This window comes from Mesorhizobium sp. AD1-1 (assembly GCF_020164655.1).
In the GTDB taxonomy this organism is placed as follows: domain Bacteria; phylum Pseudomonadota; class Alphaproteobacteria; order Rhizobiales; family Rhizobiaceae; genus Mesorhizobium; species Mesorhizobium ciceri.
The window spans coordinates 99,952-115,395 of sequence record NZ_JAIUGP010000014.1 but is presented as its reverse complement, the minus strand read 5'-3'; the positions used below and the strand labels follow the sequence as shown (position 1 = coordinate 115,395).

Here is a 15,444-nt window from a genome sequence, read left to right as displayed (position 1 = left end):
GAAAAGCCCCTCGGGAGAGGACCAGCCCGGAGGAGGGTTCTGATGTTTCGCTTCGTCTTTCGTCTTGCCGCAATGATCGCGCTGTCGATTTCCGTCATCATGGCGGTGCTCGACGCGACACGCACAGTGGCGGCCTCCGTGCTGGTGCTGACCCCGCTCAACAGCAGTTGGCTGGCGGTCTCGCCCGACACGCGGGCCGCCTTCGAGACCTTCATCCGAACCAAGACCAGCCCGCTGCTGTGGGATGGCGCCATCGCCTGGGTGCTGAACCAGCCGGGCTTCGCCGTGTTCGCGGTGCTGGCTTTCCTGCTCTATGCGATAGGCTACAGGCGGCAACGTCGCGCCGGACAGTTCGTCGCAAACTGATCCGCTTTCCGCGAAGAGAGGGAAACCCGCGCATGTTCTTTCTCAGCGACATGCTGAACAAGAAGCTCAATCTGCCGAAGCCCTCCGAGGCCCTGCCGGGCCGCGCCAGGGCGATCCCGACCGCATCCAGGCACAAGGTCTTGAAAAGACCGCTCAAGGGTCCTTATCCCGAGGGGCTGGAGACGGCCATGTTCGGGCTCGGCTGCTTCTGGACTGCGGAGCGGCTGTTCTGGCAGATCGAAGGCGTCTGGGTCACCGCGGCCGGCTATGCCGGCGGCTTGACGCCCAATCCGACCTATCAGGAGACCTGCACCGGGCTAACCGGTCATGCCGAAGCGGTGCTGGTGGTCCATGACCCCGGGATCGTCTCCTATGCTGGGCTTCTGAAGCTGTTCTGGGAAAGCCACGATCCCACGCAGGGCATGCGCCAGGGCAATGATGTCGGCACCGCCTATCGCTCCGCGATCTACACGAGCGACGAGGCGCAATTGTTGGCGGCGAGCGCCTCACGCGATGCGTATGAGACCTCGCTGCGTGGTGCCGGCCACGGCAGGATCACCACCGAGATCGCCCCGGCGGCCGAATTCTACTTCGCCGAAGCCGATCACCAGCAATATCTGGCGAAGAACCCTTACGGCACGTGCAACCTCAAAGGCACCGGTGTCGCTTGCGCCATCCCTGCCGCCGCCTCCGGCGCAAGGACAAGCTGAGGTGCGGCTTGCCCGCACCAAGCTTTTCCAAAAGGTCAAAATTCCGCGTGAATTTTGTTTCGGGCCATGCCAGATTGCCGCCGAGCGGGAGGGAATACACTCCTGGCTGACGTCGCATGCCTGCCGGCGAACCGGGCCGGCATGCGGTGCGTAACGGAAAAAATAACCGACAGGGTGTGGATCACATGAAACGTATCGTTCTCGGCCTCCTGGCCGCAACCGCAATGGTTCTTCCGGCTTTCGCCGCGGATGTCCAGCCGGCCATCCTCTATGATCTCGGCGGCAAATTCGATAAATCCTTCAACGAGGCTGCCTATCACGGCGCCGAGAAATTCAAGACGGAAACCGGCACGGCCTACGTCGAATTCGAGGTCTCCAACGCCTCGCAGCGTGAGCAGGCGCTGCGCCGCTTCGCCGAGGACGGCCACAACCCGATCGTCATGGCCGGCTTCGCCTGGGAGGATGCGCTGAAGAAGGTCGCGGCCGAATATCCCGATCTCAACTTCGCCATCATCGACGACGCCGTCGACATGCCCAATGTCCGCTCGCTGGTATTCAAGGAAAACGAAGGCTCCTATCTCGTCGGCATCATGGCGGCGATGGCCTCGAAGTCGAAGAAGGTCTCCTTCGTCGGCGGCATGGACATCCCGCTGATCCGCAAGTTCGAATGCGGCTATGTCGGCGGTGCCAAATCGGCCGGCGCGACCGATGTCATCCAGAACATGACGGGTGACACGCCGGCTGCCTGGAACGATCCGGCCAAGGGCGGCGAGATCGCCAAGACGCAGATCGACCAGGGCTCCGACGTGGTCTACGCCGCGGCAGGCGGTACCGGCGTTGGCGTGCTGCAGGCGGCGGCAGATGCCGGCAAGCTTGGCATCGGCGTCGATTCCAACCAGAACGGCCTGCAGCCCGGCAAGGTGCTGACCTCGATGCTGAAGCGCGTCGACGTCGCCGTCTACACCGCCTTCATGGACGGCAAGAACGGCACCTTCAAGGGCGGCGTCGAGAATCTCGGCCTCAAGGAAGGCGGCGTCGACTACGCCATGGACGACAACAACAAGGCGCTGGTGACGGACGAGATGAAGGCGGCCGTCGAAAAAGCCAAGGCCGACATCATTGCCGGCAAGGTCGAAGTACACGACTATACGACTGACAACGCCTGCCCCTATTGAGCGGCACGAACACACAGCCATGATCTGCAAACCGCCGGGCGCCAGCCCGGCGGTTTTGCCTTTACCGGATCGAGCGAAACCTTCGCTCCGTGCCGGACACCGTTTCGAGATACAGATGCAGCCGACGATCGGACCCATGGGCGAGCACGACGTAGCAGCGGTCGCGCAACTGCGCCTGTCTGCCTTTTTCGAGGGAACCGGAAGGACTCTCGGGGAAGATGCGGCAGGGCTTCGCGACTTGATCGCCGGTGACGGTTTCGAGGCGGCATTCGTGGCCCGGATCGGCGACACCCCGGTCGGGACATGCCTGCTGGTGCGCCACGAACTGGAGCCCGCGCATGATCTGACGCCATGGCTGGCCGGGTTGGTTGTCGATGCAAGGTATCGACGCCGAGGCATCGCCACCGCGCTGGTCAAGGCAACGGAAGCCCATGCGGCGTCACGGGGCGTCGAGATGCTCTATCTCTACACATGGGATGCGCGTGGTTTCTACGCGGCCCTCGGCTGGAACATCGTTGAGATATGCCGTTCGGACGGCGAGACGATGGCTCTGATGTCTCGCCGGCCTCGCCTATAGCAGCTTCGCGGCGAGACAACCGAGCACGAACGCCACCATCAGTCCGGCGGCAACCACAAATCCACGCCGGCCGCCCAGCGCGTGGACGCCCACGCCGTATGGCCGCTGCGACAGGCTTCGGATCACGGTTGGCGGCCTGGCGTCGCTCAGGCCAGAACTACGCATCTGCGGCAGCTCGCCAATGCGCTGCGTGATCTGCTTCCAGCGCTCTTCGCCATCCCCCGGTTCGGCACGGTCGAAGACGTGCATGCGCTCGGCAAGTCGCACGACCTCGTCGCGGAAGGCCGGGTCGATCTCCAGATCACGTTCGGCCCGTTCGCGCTCCGCATCGTTCATCAGGCCACGCACATAGTCGCTGGCCCGTGCAATGCGATCGCTTTCACTGGCCATGGCATGCGCCCTTCCCTTTTTCCTCACCAGTGCGGCGGCTTGGTTACAGGCACTTCATCTCCCGTCTGCTCCTCCAGCGCCAGGAAACGATCCGTCAGCGCGTCGAGCTTGCGCTGCATGCGCTCGATCACTTTCCACTGCTCGGCGATCTGGCCGGACAGTTCCTCGATGGTCTTCTCCTGCTCGGCGGCGCGGATTTCCAGCGTCGTCAGCCGGTCGGCGGGTATGGTCATGTGAATTCCCCAGTCTTCACCGCGATGTCGTTCACCGCGATGTCTTGCGCCGCAATGCGAATTTCGGCTCCGCCATACTAGCGAATGTGAAGGCCCCGGCCACGTTGCAAATTGACAAGCGCACCGGGATTTGTCGAGAGTGAACCTGCTCCGCCAATTGGCACGGGCGGAGCGTCATGCTAGGCGTTTTGACCAAGCGATAAAAAAATAAGAGTGGGACAGGCTGCATGGCGCAAGCCGCAATCGAGTTGATCGGCATCAACAAGAGTTTTGGTGCGGTGCGCGCCAACCGGGACATCAATCTCGAGATCGGTCGCGGCACGATCCACGGCATTGTCGGCGAGAACGGCGCTGGCAAGTCGACGCTGATGTCGATCCTCTACGGCTTCTACCAGGCCGACAGCGGCGAGATCCGCGTTGGCGGCCAGCCGGCTTCGATCAAGACCCCCAATGACGCCATCGCGCTCGGCATCGGCATGGTGCATCAGCACTTCATGCTGGTCGACAATTTCACAGTGCTGGAGAACGTCATCCTCGGCGCCGAAAGCGATGCGCTCTTGAAGAAGAGCATCGCCAAGGCGCGCTCCGAACTGGAGCGGCTGGAGCGTGAATACGGGCTGGAAGTCGATCCCGATGCAATCATCGAGGAACTGCCGGTCGGCCTGCAGCAGCGTGTCGAGATCCTGAAGGCGCTCTATCGCGGCGCCGAGATCCTGATCCTCGACGAACCGACGGGCGTTTTGACGCCGGCCGAAGCCGACCATCTGTTCCGCATCCTTCGGCAGTTGAAGGACCAGGGCAAGACGGTGGTGCTGATCACCCACAAATTGCGCGAGATCATGGCCATCACCGACACGGTGTCGGTCATGCGCCAGGGCACGATGGTGGCGACGCGCGAGACCAGGAAGACGACTGTCGAGGAACTGGCCGAGCTGATGGTCGGCCGGCGCGTGCTCTTGCGGGTCGAGAAGGGCGAGGCAGAGGCCGGCGCCGTCAAGCTCGCAGTCAAGAACCTGACGGTCAGGGATACGCGCGGCGTCACCATGGTCGACGACATCTCCTTCGATATCAGGGCCGGCGAGATCGTCGGCATCGCCGGTGTCGCCGGCAACGGACAATCCGAACTCCTCGAGGCGATTTCCGGCATCAGGCGTGCCGTTTCCGGCTCGGTCATGCTGGATGGCAAGCCGATCGACCTGACCGGTGCCGCCGACCCCGGAGAGTTGCGCGACCGTGGCCTGGCGCATGTGCCGGAGGACCGCCATCACGTCGGGCTGGTGCTGGCCTTCGAGGAGAACGAGAATTCGATCCTCGGCTATCACGATGATCCCCGCTATTTGAAAGGGCCGTTCCTCAACATCGATGCCATCCGCAACGATGCCAGGGACAAGATCGCCAAATACGACATCCGCCCGGCCGACTGCCGGCTGAAGACCGCCAATTTCTCCGGCGGCAACCAGCAGAAGATCGTGCTGGCACGGGAGATGGAACAGGACCCGGGCGTGCTGATCGTCGGCCAGCCGACACGCGGCGTCGATGTCGGCGCCATCGAGTTCATCCACAAGCGCCTGATCGCCATGCGCGATCAGGGCAAGGCGGTGCTGGTGGTGTCGGTCGAGCTGGACGAGATCCGTTCGCTGTCCGACCGTATCCTGGTGATGTTTGCCGGCCGCATCGTCGGCGAGCGCGGCTCCGAAGCGACCGAGGGCGAGCTCGGCCTGCTGATGGCCGGCATCGAGCACCAGGAGGCAGCACTTTGAGCACGCCTTACGCCAAACTGCCGGCCTGGGCCGACTATGGCCTGATCCCGCTGATCAATCTGTTCGTCGCCTTCGTCGTCGCCGGCTTCGTCGTGCTTCTGGTCGGCGAGAATCCGTTGCGCGCCGCCGTCATCCTGGTCGAAGGCGCCTTCGGCAAAGGCACAGGCATCGCCTTTACCCTGTTTTATGCCACCACCTTCATCTTCACCGGGCTTTCGGTGGCGGTGGCCGCGCATTGCGGCCTGTTCAACATCGGCACCGAGGGGCAGGCCTACATCGCCGGCCTTGGCATCGCCATCGTCTGCCTGAGCTTCGACAGCACACTGCCATGGTGGCTGACCTTCCCGCTGGCGATCATTGCGGCGGCGGCGGTGGGCGCATTGTGGGCGCTTATCCCGGCCTATCTGCAGGCCAAGCGTGGCTCGCACATCGTCATCACCACCATCATGTTCAACTTCATCGCCGCCTCGATCATGGTTTACCTGCTGGTCGGCCCGTTGAAGCCAGCCGCCTCGCAAGCGCCGCAGACGCGCAACTTCCTCGCCGGCGCGGAACTGCCCAAACTCAACTGGATCATCGAGCTGTTCGGCGCCAAGATCCGTTCGGCGCCGCTCAACGTCACCTTCCTGCTGGCGCTGGTCATGGCCTTCCTGGTCTGGCTGCTGATCTGGCGCACCAAGCTCGGCTACGAGATGCGCACCTACGGTCACAGCCCGAAGGCGGCACGCTATGCCGGCATTTCCGAAACCCGCATCATCATCACCGCCATGATGATCTCGGGCGCGTTGGCCGGCATGATGGCGCTCAATCCGGTGATGGGCGATCAGCACAATGTCGCCATCGACTTCGTTTCCGGCGCCGGCTTCGTCGGCATCGCCGTGGCGCTGATGGGCCGCCTGCACCCTGTCGGCATCGTATTGGCGGCGGTCCTGTTCGGCATGCTCTACCAAGGCGGCGCCGAACTCGCCTTCGAGATGCCGGCAATCAGCCGCGACATGATCGTCATCATTCAAGGCCTGGTGATCCTGTTTGCCGGTGCCCTCGAGCACATGTTCCGGCCCTACATTCAGGCGCTGTTTGCCTCGTTCAGTCCGCGATCGGTCGGCATGGAAGCGGTCAAGGGGAAAGGTGCCTGAGATGGATGTGTTCAACGCGATCATCCAGACACTGGACTCCACCATCCGCCTCTCGGTGCCGCTGTTGCTTGCCTGCCTCGCCGGGCTCTATTCGGAACGCGCCGGCATCTTCGACATCGGCCTGGAAGGCAAGATGCTTGTCGGCGCCTTCGCCGGAGCGGCCGCAGCTTCCGTGTTCCATTCGGCCTTTCTCGGCCTCGGCATGGCGGTCGTGATCTCGGTCGCCTTCGCCATGATCCACGGCTTTGCCTCGATCACTCATCGCGGCAACCAGATCGTCTCCGGCGTGGCGATTAATTTCATCGCCGCCGGCTCGACCATCATCCTCGGCCAGGCCTGGTTCCAGCAGGGCGGGCGCACGCCGGCGCTGCAACCGGGCGAGCGCTTCGAGGCCATCACCTTGCCGGGCGCCGAGGCCATCCGCGACGTGCCGATCATCGGACCGGTCTATGCCGAACTCCTGTCGGGCCACTCGATCCTGGTCTATCTTGCCTTCCTGATGGTGCCGTTCACCTGGTGGGTGCTGTTTCGCACCCGCTTCGGCCTGCGCCTTCGCGCCGTCGGCGAGAACCCGGCCGCCGTCGACACCGCCGGCATCTCGGTCGCCTGGCTGCGCTACCGGGCGCTGATCTGCACCGGCATCCTCACCGGCATTGCCGGCGCCTACCTGTCGATGGTGCAAAATGGCGGCTTCGTGAAGGACATGACTGCCGGCAAGGGCTATATCGCGCTGGCAGCCTTGATCTTCGCCAAGTGGAAGCCGGTCAACGCCATGTTCGCCTGCCTGCTGTTTGGCTTCCTGGACGCTGCGTCGATCCGCCTGCAGGGATCCCCGCTGCCCATCATCGGCAAGGTGCCGGCGCAGTTCATGCAGGCGTTGCCCTACATCCTCACCGTCATCCTGCTCGCCGGCTTCATCGGCAAGGCAATCCCGCCACGCGCCGGCGGCGTGCCTTACGTCAAGGAACGTTGAGCGACGGGTCGGCTTTGCGCCGGGTTTTGAACACGATCATCGGAGAGAACGCTGAATGTCGCATGATCTGTTCGAGGCCGCCAAGGCCGCCATGGCCAAGGCCTACGCGCCCTATTCTAAGTTTCCGGTCGGCGCTGCCTTGCGCACCGAGGACGGTCGCGTCTTTACCGGCGCCAACATCGAAGTCGCCTCCTATCCGGAAGGCTGGTGCGCCGAGACCACGGCGCTCGGCCACTACATTATGGGCGGCGGCGGCAAGATCGTGGAAATCGCCGTGCTTGCCGAACGCATGGCCAAATGCTCGCCTTGCGGTGGCTGCCGCCAGCGGCTTGCCGAATTCTGCCGGCCGGAAACAAAGCTCTATCTCTGCGACAATGCGGGTGTGGCCGAAACCGTGACCATGGGTGACATGCTGCCTTACGGCTTCCGTGGCGATATTTTGAAATGAGCAACGGGCTCAAATGAACAGCTGGCAACGATGACGGAAAAAGCCCTGGATCATCTCGTCGAAAAGCTGGACGGCCTGGCGCCGGCCACGGCACTGGTGCTCGGCTCGGGCCTCGGCGGTCTGGTCGACCAGATCGAGGACCCGATCCGCATCTCCTATGCCGACCTGCCCGGCTTTCCCAGAAGCGGTGTCACCGGGCACGCCGGCGAAGTGGTGGCAGGGCTGTTTGCCGGCGTGCCGGTGCTGCTGCTGTCGGGCCGTGCCCATTACTATGAGCACGGCAACGCCGCGGCGATGCGGCCGGTGCTGGAAGTGCTTGCCGGCATCGGCATCACGAAACTGATCCTCACCAATGCCGCCGGCTCGGTCGATCCGGACATGCCGCCGGGCTCGGTGATGCTGATATCGGACCACATCAATTTCTCGGGCACCAACCCGCTGATCGGCGAACCAAGCGACCGGCGTTTCGTCGGCCTGACCGAAGCCTATGATGCCGGCATCCGCCAGGCCATCGAGCGGGCGGCAAAAGCGACCGGCACCACCCTGCACAAGGGCGTCTATATGTGGTTCTCCGGCCCATGCTTCGAAACGCCGGCCGAAATCCGCATGGCGCGCATCATGGGCGCCAATGCGGTCGGCATGTCGACCGTACCGGAGGTCATTCTCGCCCGCTTCCTCGGACTGCGCGTCGCCGCCTGTTCGGTCATCACCAATCTGGGGGCCGGCATGACCGGGGCCGAGCTTTCGCACCAGGAGACCAAGGACATGGCGCCGGTCGGCGGCGCGCGGCTGGCGACGGTCCTGCAGCGCGTGTTCCGCGACGGACTGCTGGAGATCTGATGCTTCCCCAGGAAATCATCCGCCGCAAGCGCGATGGCCTCAGGCTGTCGGAGGAGGAGATCGCCGGCTTCGTCGCGGGCGTGACGTCAGGCGCCGTTACCGACGGCCAGGCCGGCGCCTTCGCCATGGCGGTGTTCTTCAACGGCATGAACCGCGACGAGGCCGTGGCGCTGACGCTGGCGATGCGCGATTCCGGCGATGTGCTCGACTGGTCTGACCTGCCTGGCCCGGTCACCGACAAGCATTCGACCGGCGGCGTCGGTGACAATGTCTCGCTGATGCTGGCGCCGATCGTCGCCGCCTGCGGCGCCTATGTGCCGATGATCTCGGGCCGTGGCCTTGGCCACACCGGCGGTACGCTGGACAAGATGGATGCCATCCCGGGCTACGTCAGCCAGCCCGATGTCGCGCTGTTTCGCAAGGCGGTGCTCGAAACAGGCTGTGCCATCATCGGCCAGACCGCCGACCTCGCACCCGCCGATCGACGACTCTATGCGATCCGCGACGTCTCCGGCACGGTCGAATCGGTGCCACTGATCACCGCTTCGATCCTGTCGAAGAAGCTGGCGGCCGGGCTGCAATCGCTGGTGCTCGACGTCAAGGTCGGCAACGGCGCCTTCATGGAAAAATCGCGCGACGCCACCGCACTCGCCAACAGCCTGGTTGAGATCGCCAACGGCGCCGGACTGAAGGCCTCGGCGTTGATCACCGGCATGAACGAGCCGCTGGCGTCGGCCGCCGGCAACGCAGTCGAGGTGCGCAACGCCGTCGATTTCCTCACCGGCCGGTATCGTGACCGTCGGCTCGAAGATGTGACGCTGGCGCTGGCCGCCGAAATGCTGCAGTCGGCCGGGCTGGTGTCGTCCAACCAGGATGGCATGCGGCGCGCCACCGAGACGCTCGCCAGCGGCCGCGCCGCCGCCACTTTCGCACGCATGGTGGCCGCGCTTGGCGGCCCCGCCGATTTCATCGAGAAACCGGAAAAATATCTGCCTGCGGCGGCGATCGAACTTGCCGTCAAGGCGACCGCAAATGGCTTCGTCACCGGCATCGTCACCCGCGATATCGGGCTCGCCGTGGTCGGCCTGGGAGGTGGACGCACGCGGCCGGACGACCAGATCGACCCTGCGGTCGGCATCACCAGACTATTGCCGGTCGGTGCGGAGGTTGGGATCGGCGAGCCGCTGGCGCTGATCCATGCCCGCTCATCGGCCGATGCCGAGGCCGCCGCGGCAACCGTGCTTTCGGCCTATATGGTCGGCGCCTCGAAGCCGCCCGCCGACAAGTCGGTCATCCGGCGGATTCTGCCGCGCGGCTAGAGCAATTCCAGGAAAAGTGTGAAACGGTTCTCCCTGGGAAAAAGCGCATAGCGCTTTCCCTTGGGAAATTGGAAAACGAATAGCCTTACTGGACGAGCAGCAGCGTGCCGTTCTCGACCTGGTATTTGTCGAGCCGGTTGAGGAAGCTCATGCCGATCAGATTGGTGCGCAGCGCCCTGTCGTCGAGCACGATGGTCTGGACGTCATTGACGGTGATGCTGCCGATCTGCAGGCGGTCGATCATGGCCACGGCCGCCTTGATGGTGCCGTTGGCGGTGTTGACCTCGCGGTTGAAGTCGGAAGCGTTCAGCGACAGGCCGATCCTGCGTGCCGTCGAAATGTTGATGGCGACCAATGTGGCGCCGGTGTCGATCATGCCGTCGACCTGACGTCCGTTGAGCTTGAAGGGTGACGAGAAATGCCCGCGTTCGTCTGCCGCGACTAGGACCTTGCGGCCCATCGGCAGCGGTGCCGCGGGCTTGTTGGGCACCGATGCCAGGTTGACGTTCGGCTGGGCTTCGACCGCTTGTTTGCCCGGCACCGCCGACCTCAGCAGGTTTTCGACGAGTTGCGGATTCGACTGATACACAATCGGTATCGATGCCGATGTACCGGCGAAAACGGCGAGGATCAGAAGTTTGCGCAGCATGGATCGGCCTCGCCGCATGACCCCGAAAATCGGGAACGATTTTCGGAAAGGCTCATGCACAAAATCAAAGTGCTACAGCGTCCTTTGCGCGTCCGAAACGGACGCGCGGCGCTGTAGTGACAGCCGATCGTTAAGCCCGGATGGTGTTTGCCGCTTTAACGCGCGCCAAAACCGCGCCTTTGCGTAAATATTTGGTAAATCGTACCAGGCGACTTGGTCTGATATTACTTGGTCCCGTACATGCGGTCGCCGGCGTCGCCGAGGCCGGGCATGATGTAGCCCTTCTCGTTGAGCTGGCGGTCGATCGAAGCGGTGAAGACGGGAACGTCCGGATGCGCCTTGATGAAGCGCTCGATGCCTTCGGGCGCCGCCAGCAGGCAAAGGAAACGGATGTTGGTGGCGCCGCGCTCTTTCAGCTTGTCGATCGCCGCGATCGCCGAATTGGCGGTGGCCAGCATCGGATCGACGACGATCACCAGCCGGTCGGCGAGGTCGCTCGGCGCCTTGAAGAAATATTCGACCGCCTCCAGCGTTTCGTGATCGCGGTAGAGACCGACATGGGCGACGCGCGCCGCCGGCACCAGGTCGAGCAGGCCTTCCAGCAAGCCGTTGCCGGCGCGCAGCACCGAGGCAAAGACCAGTTTCTTGCCCTCGAGCGTCGGCGCTTCCATCGTTTCCATCGGCGTTTCGATGGTCGTCGTCGTCAGTTCGAGATTGCGGGTGACCTCGTAGCCGAGCAGCAGCGAGATTTCGCGCAGCAGCCGGCGGAAGCCCGCCGTCGAGGTTTCCTTCTTGCGCATGATGGTCAGCTTGTGCTGGACAAGCGGGTGGTCGACGACGGTGACGCCCTGCATGGTGTTCTCCTGATGCCTGCGCCCGAAAATGCGCGCATCGCCCTTTCGGACGCGCCGCTTCAAGCTGCCTGGGCGAACCCTAGCGGCAATGCGCCGGCCAAGGAACCGCTTGGCCCGCACCGACCACAGCTTTGTCGGCGGAAATCAGCGTGCCGCGCTGTTCAACCGGGCAAGAAGTGCCGTCTTTGTCTTTCTATCGACGAAAGCGGCCTCGATGGCCGTTCTGGTGACGGCGGTCAGCGCCTTGTCGTTCATCGAGAAATGCTCGGCAGCGATATCGTATTCACGCTTGAGCGAGGTCCAGAAATAGGGCGGATCGTCGGAATTGAGCGTCACCTTGCAGCCTGCCGCCTGCAGGGCCGGAAACGGATGATCGGCGAAACTGTCGAACACCTTGAGCGCGATGTTGGAACCGGGGCAGCATTCCAGCACGATGCCCTCGTCGGCGATGCGCCGGACGAGGTCCAGGTTCTCGATGGCGCGCACGCCATGGCCGATGCGGGACGGACGGATGTGATCCAGCGCCGCCTGGACGGTCTCCCAGCCCGTCAGTTCGCCGGCATGGATGGTGATGCCGAGCCCGGCTTCGCGAGCGATCTCGAAAGCCCTGACATAGTCCTCCATATCACCGATCCGCTCATCGCCGGCAACGCCGAAACCGGTGACCAGCGGATGCCCGCAGCGCGCCGCGAAGCGCGCCGCCTGCTCGATCGACTCGACGCCGACATGGCGCACGCCGGTGACGATCATGCGGCCCTCGATGCCGGTCTTGGCCTTGGCGCGGGCCATGCCTTCGCCGAGCGCGTCGGTATAGGCCTTGGGCGACAGGCCGGCTTTTTTAGCGTGGTCCGGCGAGGTGAACACCTCGGAATAGATGGCGCCATCGCGGGCAAGGCTGGTCAGATAGTGGTCGGCCAGCCGCGCATAGTCCTCCTCGGTCCGGAACAGATCGGCGGAAAAATCATAAGCCGCCAGGAAGGAGGTGAAATCGTGCCAGACGAAGGACCCGTTCTGGATATAGGGCGAGGTGTCCTTGCCGTATTTCTGCGCCTGGCGGATGACGAGTTCGGGCGCCGCTGCCCCTTCGATGTGGCAGTGCAGTTCCGCTTTCAAAGGCATTCAATCATCCCGTCGGTCCGTCCAGGTCTCGAAAACCCGCCACCTGGAAGCGCGGCTGAACACCGCGCCTTAAACAATAGCGCCCGCACCATCGATCGGCTATGGTCCCGCCGGTTTTATGACGGATCAAAAAAATGTCAGTTGAGAGAACCACGGCCGCGGGCGGCATGGAAACCTCCTATGGTTTCAAGCGTGTAGGGGCTGGCGACAAGCAGTCCCTGGTCAACGATGTTTTCCACAAGGTCGCCAACCGCTACGACCTGATGAACGATCTGATGTCGGCCGGCCTGCACCGGCTGTGGAAGGACGCCATGGTCACCTGGCTCAATCCGCCTAAACGGGCGGGCTGGAAGGTGCTCGACGTTGCCGGAGGCACCGGCGACATTGCCTTTCGCATCGTCGATGCCAGCCACGGCAATGCCCATGCCACCGTGCTCGACATCAATGGCTCGATGCTGGCTGTCGGCCGCGACCGGGCCGAAAAGAAGGGCCTGTCCGGCAACACCGATTTCGTCGAGGCCAATGCCGAGGAACTGCCCTTCCCTGATGCCACATTCGATGCCTATACCATCGCTTTCGGCATCCGCAACGTACCGCGCATCGAGGTGGCCTTGGGCGAAGCGTTTCGCGTGCTGAAGCCCGGTGGGCGCTTCCTGTGCCTGGAATTTTCCGAGGTCGAGATGCCGCTGCTCGACAAGGCTTATGAAGCCTGGTCGTTCAACGCCATTCCAAAGATCGGCAAGATGGTCACCGGCGACGGCGAGCCCTATTCCTATCTGGTCGAATCGATCGCCAGGTTTCCCAACCAGCAGAATTTCACGACGATGATTTCCCGCGCCGGCTTCGACCGCGTTTCCTTCCGCAACTATTCCGGCGGTATTGCAGCACTTCATTCGGGCTGGAAGCTTTGAGGCCGGACCGCATTTCTCACAATCGACGCGTGCTATGCCGGTTCAAAGAGCCGGCAGGGTTGGCGCTGCCATGAGCAATGTCAGTGCAGGATTCCGGCTCGTAAGGGCCGGCTGGGTGCTGGTCCGCGAGGGTGTCGTCGCCGCTCTGCCGGGTGAGGAACTGTCCGGCCTGCCGAAGTTCGGCTGGCGGATGGCACGGCTGTTCACGCGCCGCCGCGCGCTGGCCTATGAGCGCAGCGACCGGCTGGCCAAGGCGGTCGTCCGGCTCGGCCCCTCCTATGTAAAGCTCGGCCAGTTCCTGGCGACGCGGCCCGACGTCGTCGGCAACGACATGGCGCTCGATCTCGCCATGTTGCAGGACAAGATGCACACCTTTCCGAAGGCCGAAGCCATAGCGGCCATCGAAGCCTCGCTCGGGCGCAAAGTCGGCGATCTCTACGCGCAATTCGGCGATCCGGTCGCCGCCGCCTCCATCGCCCAGGTCCATGCCGCCGATGCCATGCATGACGGCGTTGCCACCAAGGTGGCGGTCAAGGTGATCCGGCCCGGCGTGCGCCGCCGCTTCTTCCAGGATCTCGAAAGCTATTTCCTTGCCGCTCGCCTGCAGGAGAAATACATCCCCTCGTCCCGCCGGCTGCGGCCGGTCGAGGTCACCCAGACGCTGGCTCAGACCACCAAGATCGAGATGGATCTTCGCCTCGAGGCGGCGGCCCTCTCGGAGCTCGGTGAAAGCACCAGGCACGACCCCGGCTTTCGCGTGCCGTCCGTCGACTGGGAGCGTACCGGCCGCGACGTGTTGACCATGGAGTGGGTCGACGGCGTCAAGATGAACGACATTGCCGGACTGGTCGCGGCGGGCCACGATCTGAAAACCATCGCCACAAACCTGATCCAGTCGTTCCTGCGCCACACGCTGCGCGACGGATTTTTCCACGCCGACATGCATCCGGGCAATTTGTTCGTCGAGGCGAACGGCACCATCGTTGCCGTCGATCTCGGCATTGCCGGCCGGCTCGGCAAGAAGGAGCGCCGCTTCCTCGCCGAAATCCTCTACGGCTTCATCACGCGCGACTATTTGCGCGTCGCTGAGGTCCATTTCGAGGCCGGCTATGTGCCGCGCCAGCACAATGTCGCGGCCTTCGCGCAGGCGATCCGGGCGATCGGCGAGCCGATCCATGGCCAGCCGGCCGAGACCATCTCGATGGCCAAGCTTCTGACGCTGCTGTTCGAGGTTACCGAGCTCTTCGACATGGCGACGCGGCCCGAACTGATCCTGCTGCAGAAGACCATGGTGGTGGTCGAGGGCGTGGCGCGCACGCTCGACCCGGCCTTCAACATGTGGAAGACTGCCGAGCCGGTGGTCGGCGACTGGATATCAGGCAATCTTGGGCCGCGTGGCATGATGATGGATGCGCGCGATGGCGCCAAGGCGCTGCTGACGCTGGCCCGCCAGGTGCCCGAGCTTGCGGCGCGCACCGACCGGCTGTCGCGCGAGATCGACCTGATGGCCGAGCATGGCCTGCGCTTCGACGAGACCACCGCCCACGCCATCGGCAAGGCCGAAGCGCGCTACAGCCGCTCCGGCCGCTGGGCACTCTGGGTGATTGCCGTGACGCTGGTCTATATCGCCTGGAAGATCATCTGAGTTCTCGGTGACAGCAGTGCCGGCATTGCTATCATTGAAAGCAACGCTTTCATGGACTAGGTTGAGGTAAGGAGCAAAAACATGAGCACACTTACCATCCGCAATCTCGACACCAACGTGAAGCAGAAACTGCGTGAGCGAGCTGCCGTGAGGGGAGTCTCAATGGAAGAGGAAGCGCGTAGCGTTCTTGCCAAGAGTGTTCTTTCGGACGGTGTGGACCAAGACCCTCGGGGAGAGTCACTCTATGCCGCGATTCGTAGGCTGGTTGAGCCCCATGGCGGTTTCGATGTCGAGTTGCCGGAGCGCGGCCCTACGCGCGAGCCACTGAAATTTGACTAA

At 63.5% G+C, this 15,444-nt stretch carries 18 protein-coding genes; 13 read left to right on the top strand and 5 right to left on the bottom strand.

Annotated features, from left to right (window positions below; translation table 11 throughout):
* The first annotated feature begins 42 nt into the window (after window positions 1-42).
* From LB519_RS23910 to LB519_RS23895, 4 genes are all read left to right on the top strand, one after another.
* A complete protein-coding gene (locus LB519_RS23910) occupies window positions 43-366 on the top strand; it encodes a hypothetical protein (protein WP_024502789.1) in 324 nt (107 codons plus the stop codon).
* Window positions 367-398: 32 nt separating this feature from the next.
* Window positions 399-1,076, top strand: coding sequence for a peptide-methionine (S)-S-oxide reductase MsrA (gene msrA, locus LB519_RS23905; RefSeq protein WP_224621337.1), 678 nt, complete (start codon window positions 399-401; stop codon window positions 1,074-1,076).
* 185 nt (window positions 1,077-1,261) lie between these two features.
* Window positions 1,262-2,251, top strand: a complete 990-nt coding sequence (locus LB519_RS23900; RefSeq protein WP_024502791.1) for a BMP family protein — start codon at window positions 1,262-1,264, stop codon at window positions 2,249-2,251.
* 115 nt (window positions 2,252-2,366) lie between these two features.
* A complete protein-coding gene (locus LB519_RS23895; RefSeq protein WP_224621336.1) occupies window positions 2,367-2,828 on the top strand; it encodes a GNAT family N-acetyltransferase in 462 nt (153 codons plus the stop codon).
* Here the strand turns inward: LB519_RS23895 and LB519_RS23890 are convergent.
* Entirely contained in the window at window positions 2,823-3,218 is a 396-nt protein-coding gene (locus tag LB519_RS23890) for a hypothetical protein (protein ID WP_224621335.1), read from the bottom strand. The two genes, LB519_RS23895 and LB519_RS23890, sit on opposite strands and share 6 nt — an antisense overlap.
* A 23-nt stretch (window positions 3,219-3,241) precedes the next feature.
* Entirely contained in the window at window positions 3,242-3,451 is a 210-nt protein-coding gene (locus tag LB519_RS23885) for a SlyX family protein (RefSeq protein WP_013529634.1), read from the bottom strand.
* Between the two features lie 227 nt (window positions 3,452-3,678).
* Between LB519_RS23885 and LB519_RS23880 the strand changes: the two genes are divergently transcribed.
* The 6 genes from LB519_RS23880 to deoA are packed head-to-tail and all read left to right on the top strand — an operon-like array spanning window position 3,679 to window position 9,927.
* Complete coding sequence (locus LB519_RS23880) at window positions 3,679-5,211, top strand: ABC transporter ATP-binding protein (RefSeq protein ID WP_013529633.1); 1,533 nt, start codon at window positions 3,679-3,681, stop codon at window positions 5,209-5,211.
* Window positions 5,208-6,347, top strand: a complete 1,140-nt coding sequence (locus LB519_RS23875) for an ABC transporter permease (RefSeq protein WP_024502793.1) — start codon at window positions 5,208-5,210, stop codon at window positions 6,345-6,347. The genes LB519_RS23880 and LB519_RS23875 overlap by 4 nt, the downstream gene beginning before the upstream one ends.
* Window position 6,348: 1 nt before the next feature.
* A complete protein-coding gene (locus LB519_RS23870; RefSeq protein WP_024502794.1) occupies window positions 6,349-7,320 on the top strand; it encodes an ABC transporter permease in 972 nt (323 codons plus the stop codon).
* 55 nt (window positions 7,321-7,375) lie between these two features.
* Complete coding sequence (gene cdd / locus LB519_RS23865) at window positions 7,376-7,768, top strand: cytidine deaminase (protein ID WP_013529630.1); 393 nt, start codon at window positions 7,376-7,378, stop codon at window positions 7,766-7,768.
* A 30-nt stretch (window positions 7,769-7,798) separates the two neighbouring features.
* Window positions 7,799-8,608 carry a purine-nucleoside phosphorylase gene (locus tag LB519_RS23860; protein WP_224621334.1) on the top strand — a complete coding sequence of 270 codons (810 nt, stop codon included), beginning with the start codon at window positions 7,799-7,801 and terminating at the stop codon, window positions 8,606-8,608.
* The gene (gene deoA / locus LB519_RS23855; RefSeq protein WP_224621333.1) at window positions 8,608-9,927 is read left to right on the top strand and encodes a thymidine phosphorylase; all 1,320 of its coding nucleotides are present in this window, start codon (window positions 8,608-8,610) and stop codon (window positions 9,925-9,927) included. The genes LB519_RS23860 and deoA overlap by 1 nt, the downstream gene beginning before the upstream one ends.
* An 85-nt stretch (window positions 9,928-10,012) precedes the next feature.
* Here deoA and LB519_RS23850 read toward each other — a convergent pair whose 3' ends face one another.
* The 3 genes from LB519_RS23850 to LB519_RS23840 form a co-directional block, all read right to left on the bottom strand.
* Window positions 10,013-10,576 (bottom strand): TIGR02281 family clan AA aspartic protease, encoded by a 564-nt coding sequence (locus tag LB519_RS23850; protein WP_024502797.1) that lies wholly within the window; start codon window positions 10,574-10,576, stop codon window positions 10,013-10,015.
* A gap of 224 nt (window positions 10,577-10,800) precedes the next feature.
* Window positions 10,801-11,430: a uracil phosphoribosyltransferase gene (gene upp, locus LB519_RS23845; protein WP_013529626.1), complete on the bottom strand. Its 630-nt coding sequence runs from the start codon at window positions 11,428-11,430 to the stop codon at window positions 10,801-10,803.
* Window positions 11,431-11,574: 144 nt separating this feature from the next.
* Window positions 11,575-12,549, bottom strand: coding sequence for an adenosine deaminase (locus LB519_RS23840; protein ID WP_064995582.1), 975 nt, complete (start codon window positions 12,547-12,549; stop codon window positions 11,575-11,577).
* A gap of 134 nt (window positions 12,550-12,683) precedes the next feature.
* Here LB519_RS23840 and ubiE point away from each other — a divergent pair, with 134 nt between their 5' ends.
* From ubiE to LB519_RS23825, 3 genes are all read left to right on the top strand, one after another.
* Window positions 12,684-13,460 (top strand): bifunctional demethylmenaquinone methyltransferase/2-methoxy-6-polyprenyl-1,4-benzoquinol methylase UbiE, encoded by a 777-nt coding sequence (gene ubiE, locus LB519_RS23835; protein WP_024502799.1) that lies wholly within the window; start codon window positions 12,684-12,686, stop codon window positions 13,458-13,460.
* Between the two features lie 70 nt (window positions 13,461-13,530).
* Window positions 13,531-15,105 (top strand): 2-polyprenylphenol 6-hydroxylase, encoded by a 1,575-nt coding sequence (gene ubiB, locus LB519_RS23830; RefSeq protein ID WP_224621332.1) that lies wholly within the window; start codon window positions 13,531-13,533, stop codon window positions 15,103-15,105.
* An 81-nt stretch (window positions 15,106-15,186) separates the two neighbouring features.
* Window positions 15,187-15,444 carry a FitA-like ribbon-helix-helix domain-containing protein gene (locus LB519_RS23825; RefSeq protein WP_013529622.1) on the top strand — a complete coding sequence of 86 codons (258 nt, stop codon included), beginning with the start codon at window positions 15,187-15,189 and terminating at the stop codon, window positions 15,442-15,444.

What these genes read in the sequence shown, in the direction of transcription:
- LB519_RS23910 (WP_024502789.1), top strand. Translation starts at nt 43, where the DNA reads ATGTTTCGCTTCGTCTTTCGTCTTGCCGCAATGATCGCGCTGTCGATT.
- msrA (WP_224621337.1), top strand. Translation starts at nt 399, where the DNA reads ATGTTCTTTCTCAGCGACATGCTGAACAAGAAGCTCAATCTGCCGAAG.
- LB519_RS23900 (WP_024502791.1), top strand. Translation starts at nt 1,262, where the DNA reads ATGAAACGTATCGTTCTCGGCCTCCTGGCCGCAACCGCAATGGTTCTT.
- LB519_RS23895 (WP_224621336.1), top strand. Translation starts at nt 2,367, where the DNA reads ATGCAGCCGACGATCGGACCCATGGGCGAGCACGACGTAGCAGCGGTC.
- LB519_RS23890 (WP_224621335.1), bottom strand. Translation starts at nt 3,218, where the DNA reads ATGGCCAGTGAAAGCGATCGCATTGCACGGGCCAGCGACTATGTGCGT.
- LB519_RS23885 (WP_013529634.1), bottom strand. Translation starts at nt 3,451, where the DNA reads ATGACCATACCCGCCGACCGGCTGACGACGCTGGAAATCCGCGCCGCC.
- LB519_RS23880 (WP_013529633.1), top strand. Translation starts at nt 3,679, where the DNA reads ATGGCGCAAGCCGCAATCGAGTTGATCGGCATCAACAAGAGTTTTGGT.
- LB519_RS23870 (WP_024502794.1), top strand. Translation starts at nt 6,349, where the DNA reads ATGGATGTGTTCAACGCGATCATCCAGACACTGGACTCCACCATCCGC.
- cdd (WP_013529630.1), top strand. Translation starts at nt 7,376, where the DNA reads ATGTCGCATGATCTGTTCGAGGCCGCCAAGGCCGCCATGGCCAAGGCC.
- LB519_RS23860 (WP_224621334.1), top strand. Translation starts at nt 7,799, where the DNA reads ATGACGGAAAAAGCCCTGGATCATCTCGTCGAAAAGCTGGACGGCCTG.
- deoA (WP_224621333.1), top strand. Translation starts at nt 8,608, where the DNA reads ATGCTTCCCCAGGAAATCATCCGCCGCAAGCGCGATGGCCTCAGGCTG.
- LB519_RS23850 (WP_024502797.1), bottom strand. Translation starts at nt 10,576, where the DNA reads ATGCTGCGCAAACTTCTGATCCTCGCCGTTTTCGCCGGTACATCGGCA.
- upp (WP_013529626.1), bottom strand. Translation starts at nt 11,430, where the DNA reads ATGCAGGGCGTCACCGTCGTCGACCACCCGCTTGTCCAGCACAAGCTG.
- LB519_RS23840 (WP_064995582.1), bottom strand. Translation starts at nt 12,549, where the DNA reads ATGCCTTTGAAAGCGGAACTGCACTGCCACATCGAAGGGGCAGCGGCG.
- ubiE (WP_024502799.1), top strand. Translation starts at nt 12,684, where the DNA reads ATGTCAGTTGAGAGAACCACGGCCGCGGGCGGCATGGAAACCTCCTAT.
- ubiB (WP_224621332.1), top strand. Translation starts at nt 13,531, where the DNA reads ATGAGCAATGTCAGTGCAGGATTCCGGCTCGTAAGGGCCGGCTGGGTG.
- LB519_RS23825 (WP_013529622.1), top strand. Translation starts at nt 15,187, where the DNA reads ATGAGCACACTTACCATCCGCAATCTCGACACCAACGTGAAGCAGAAA.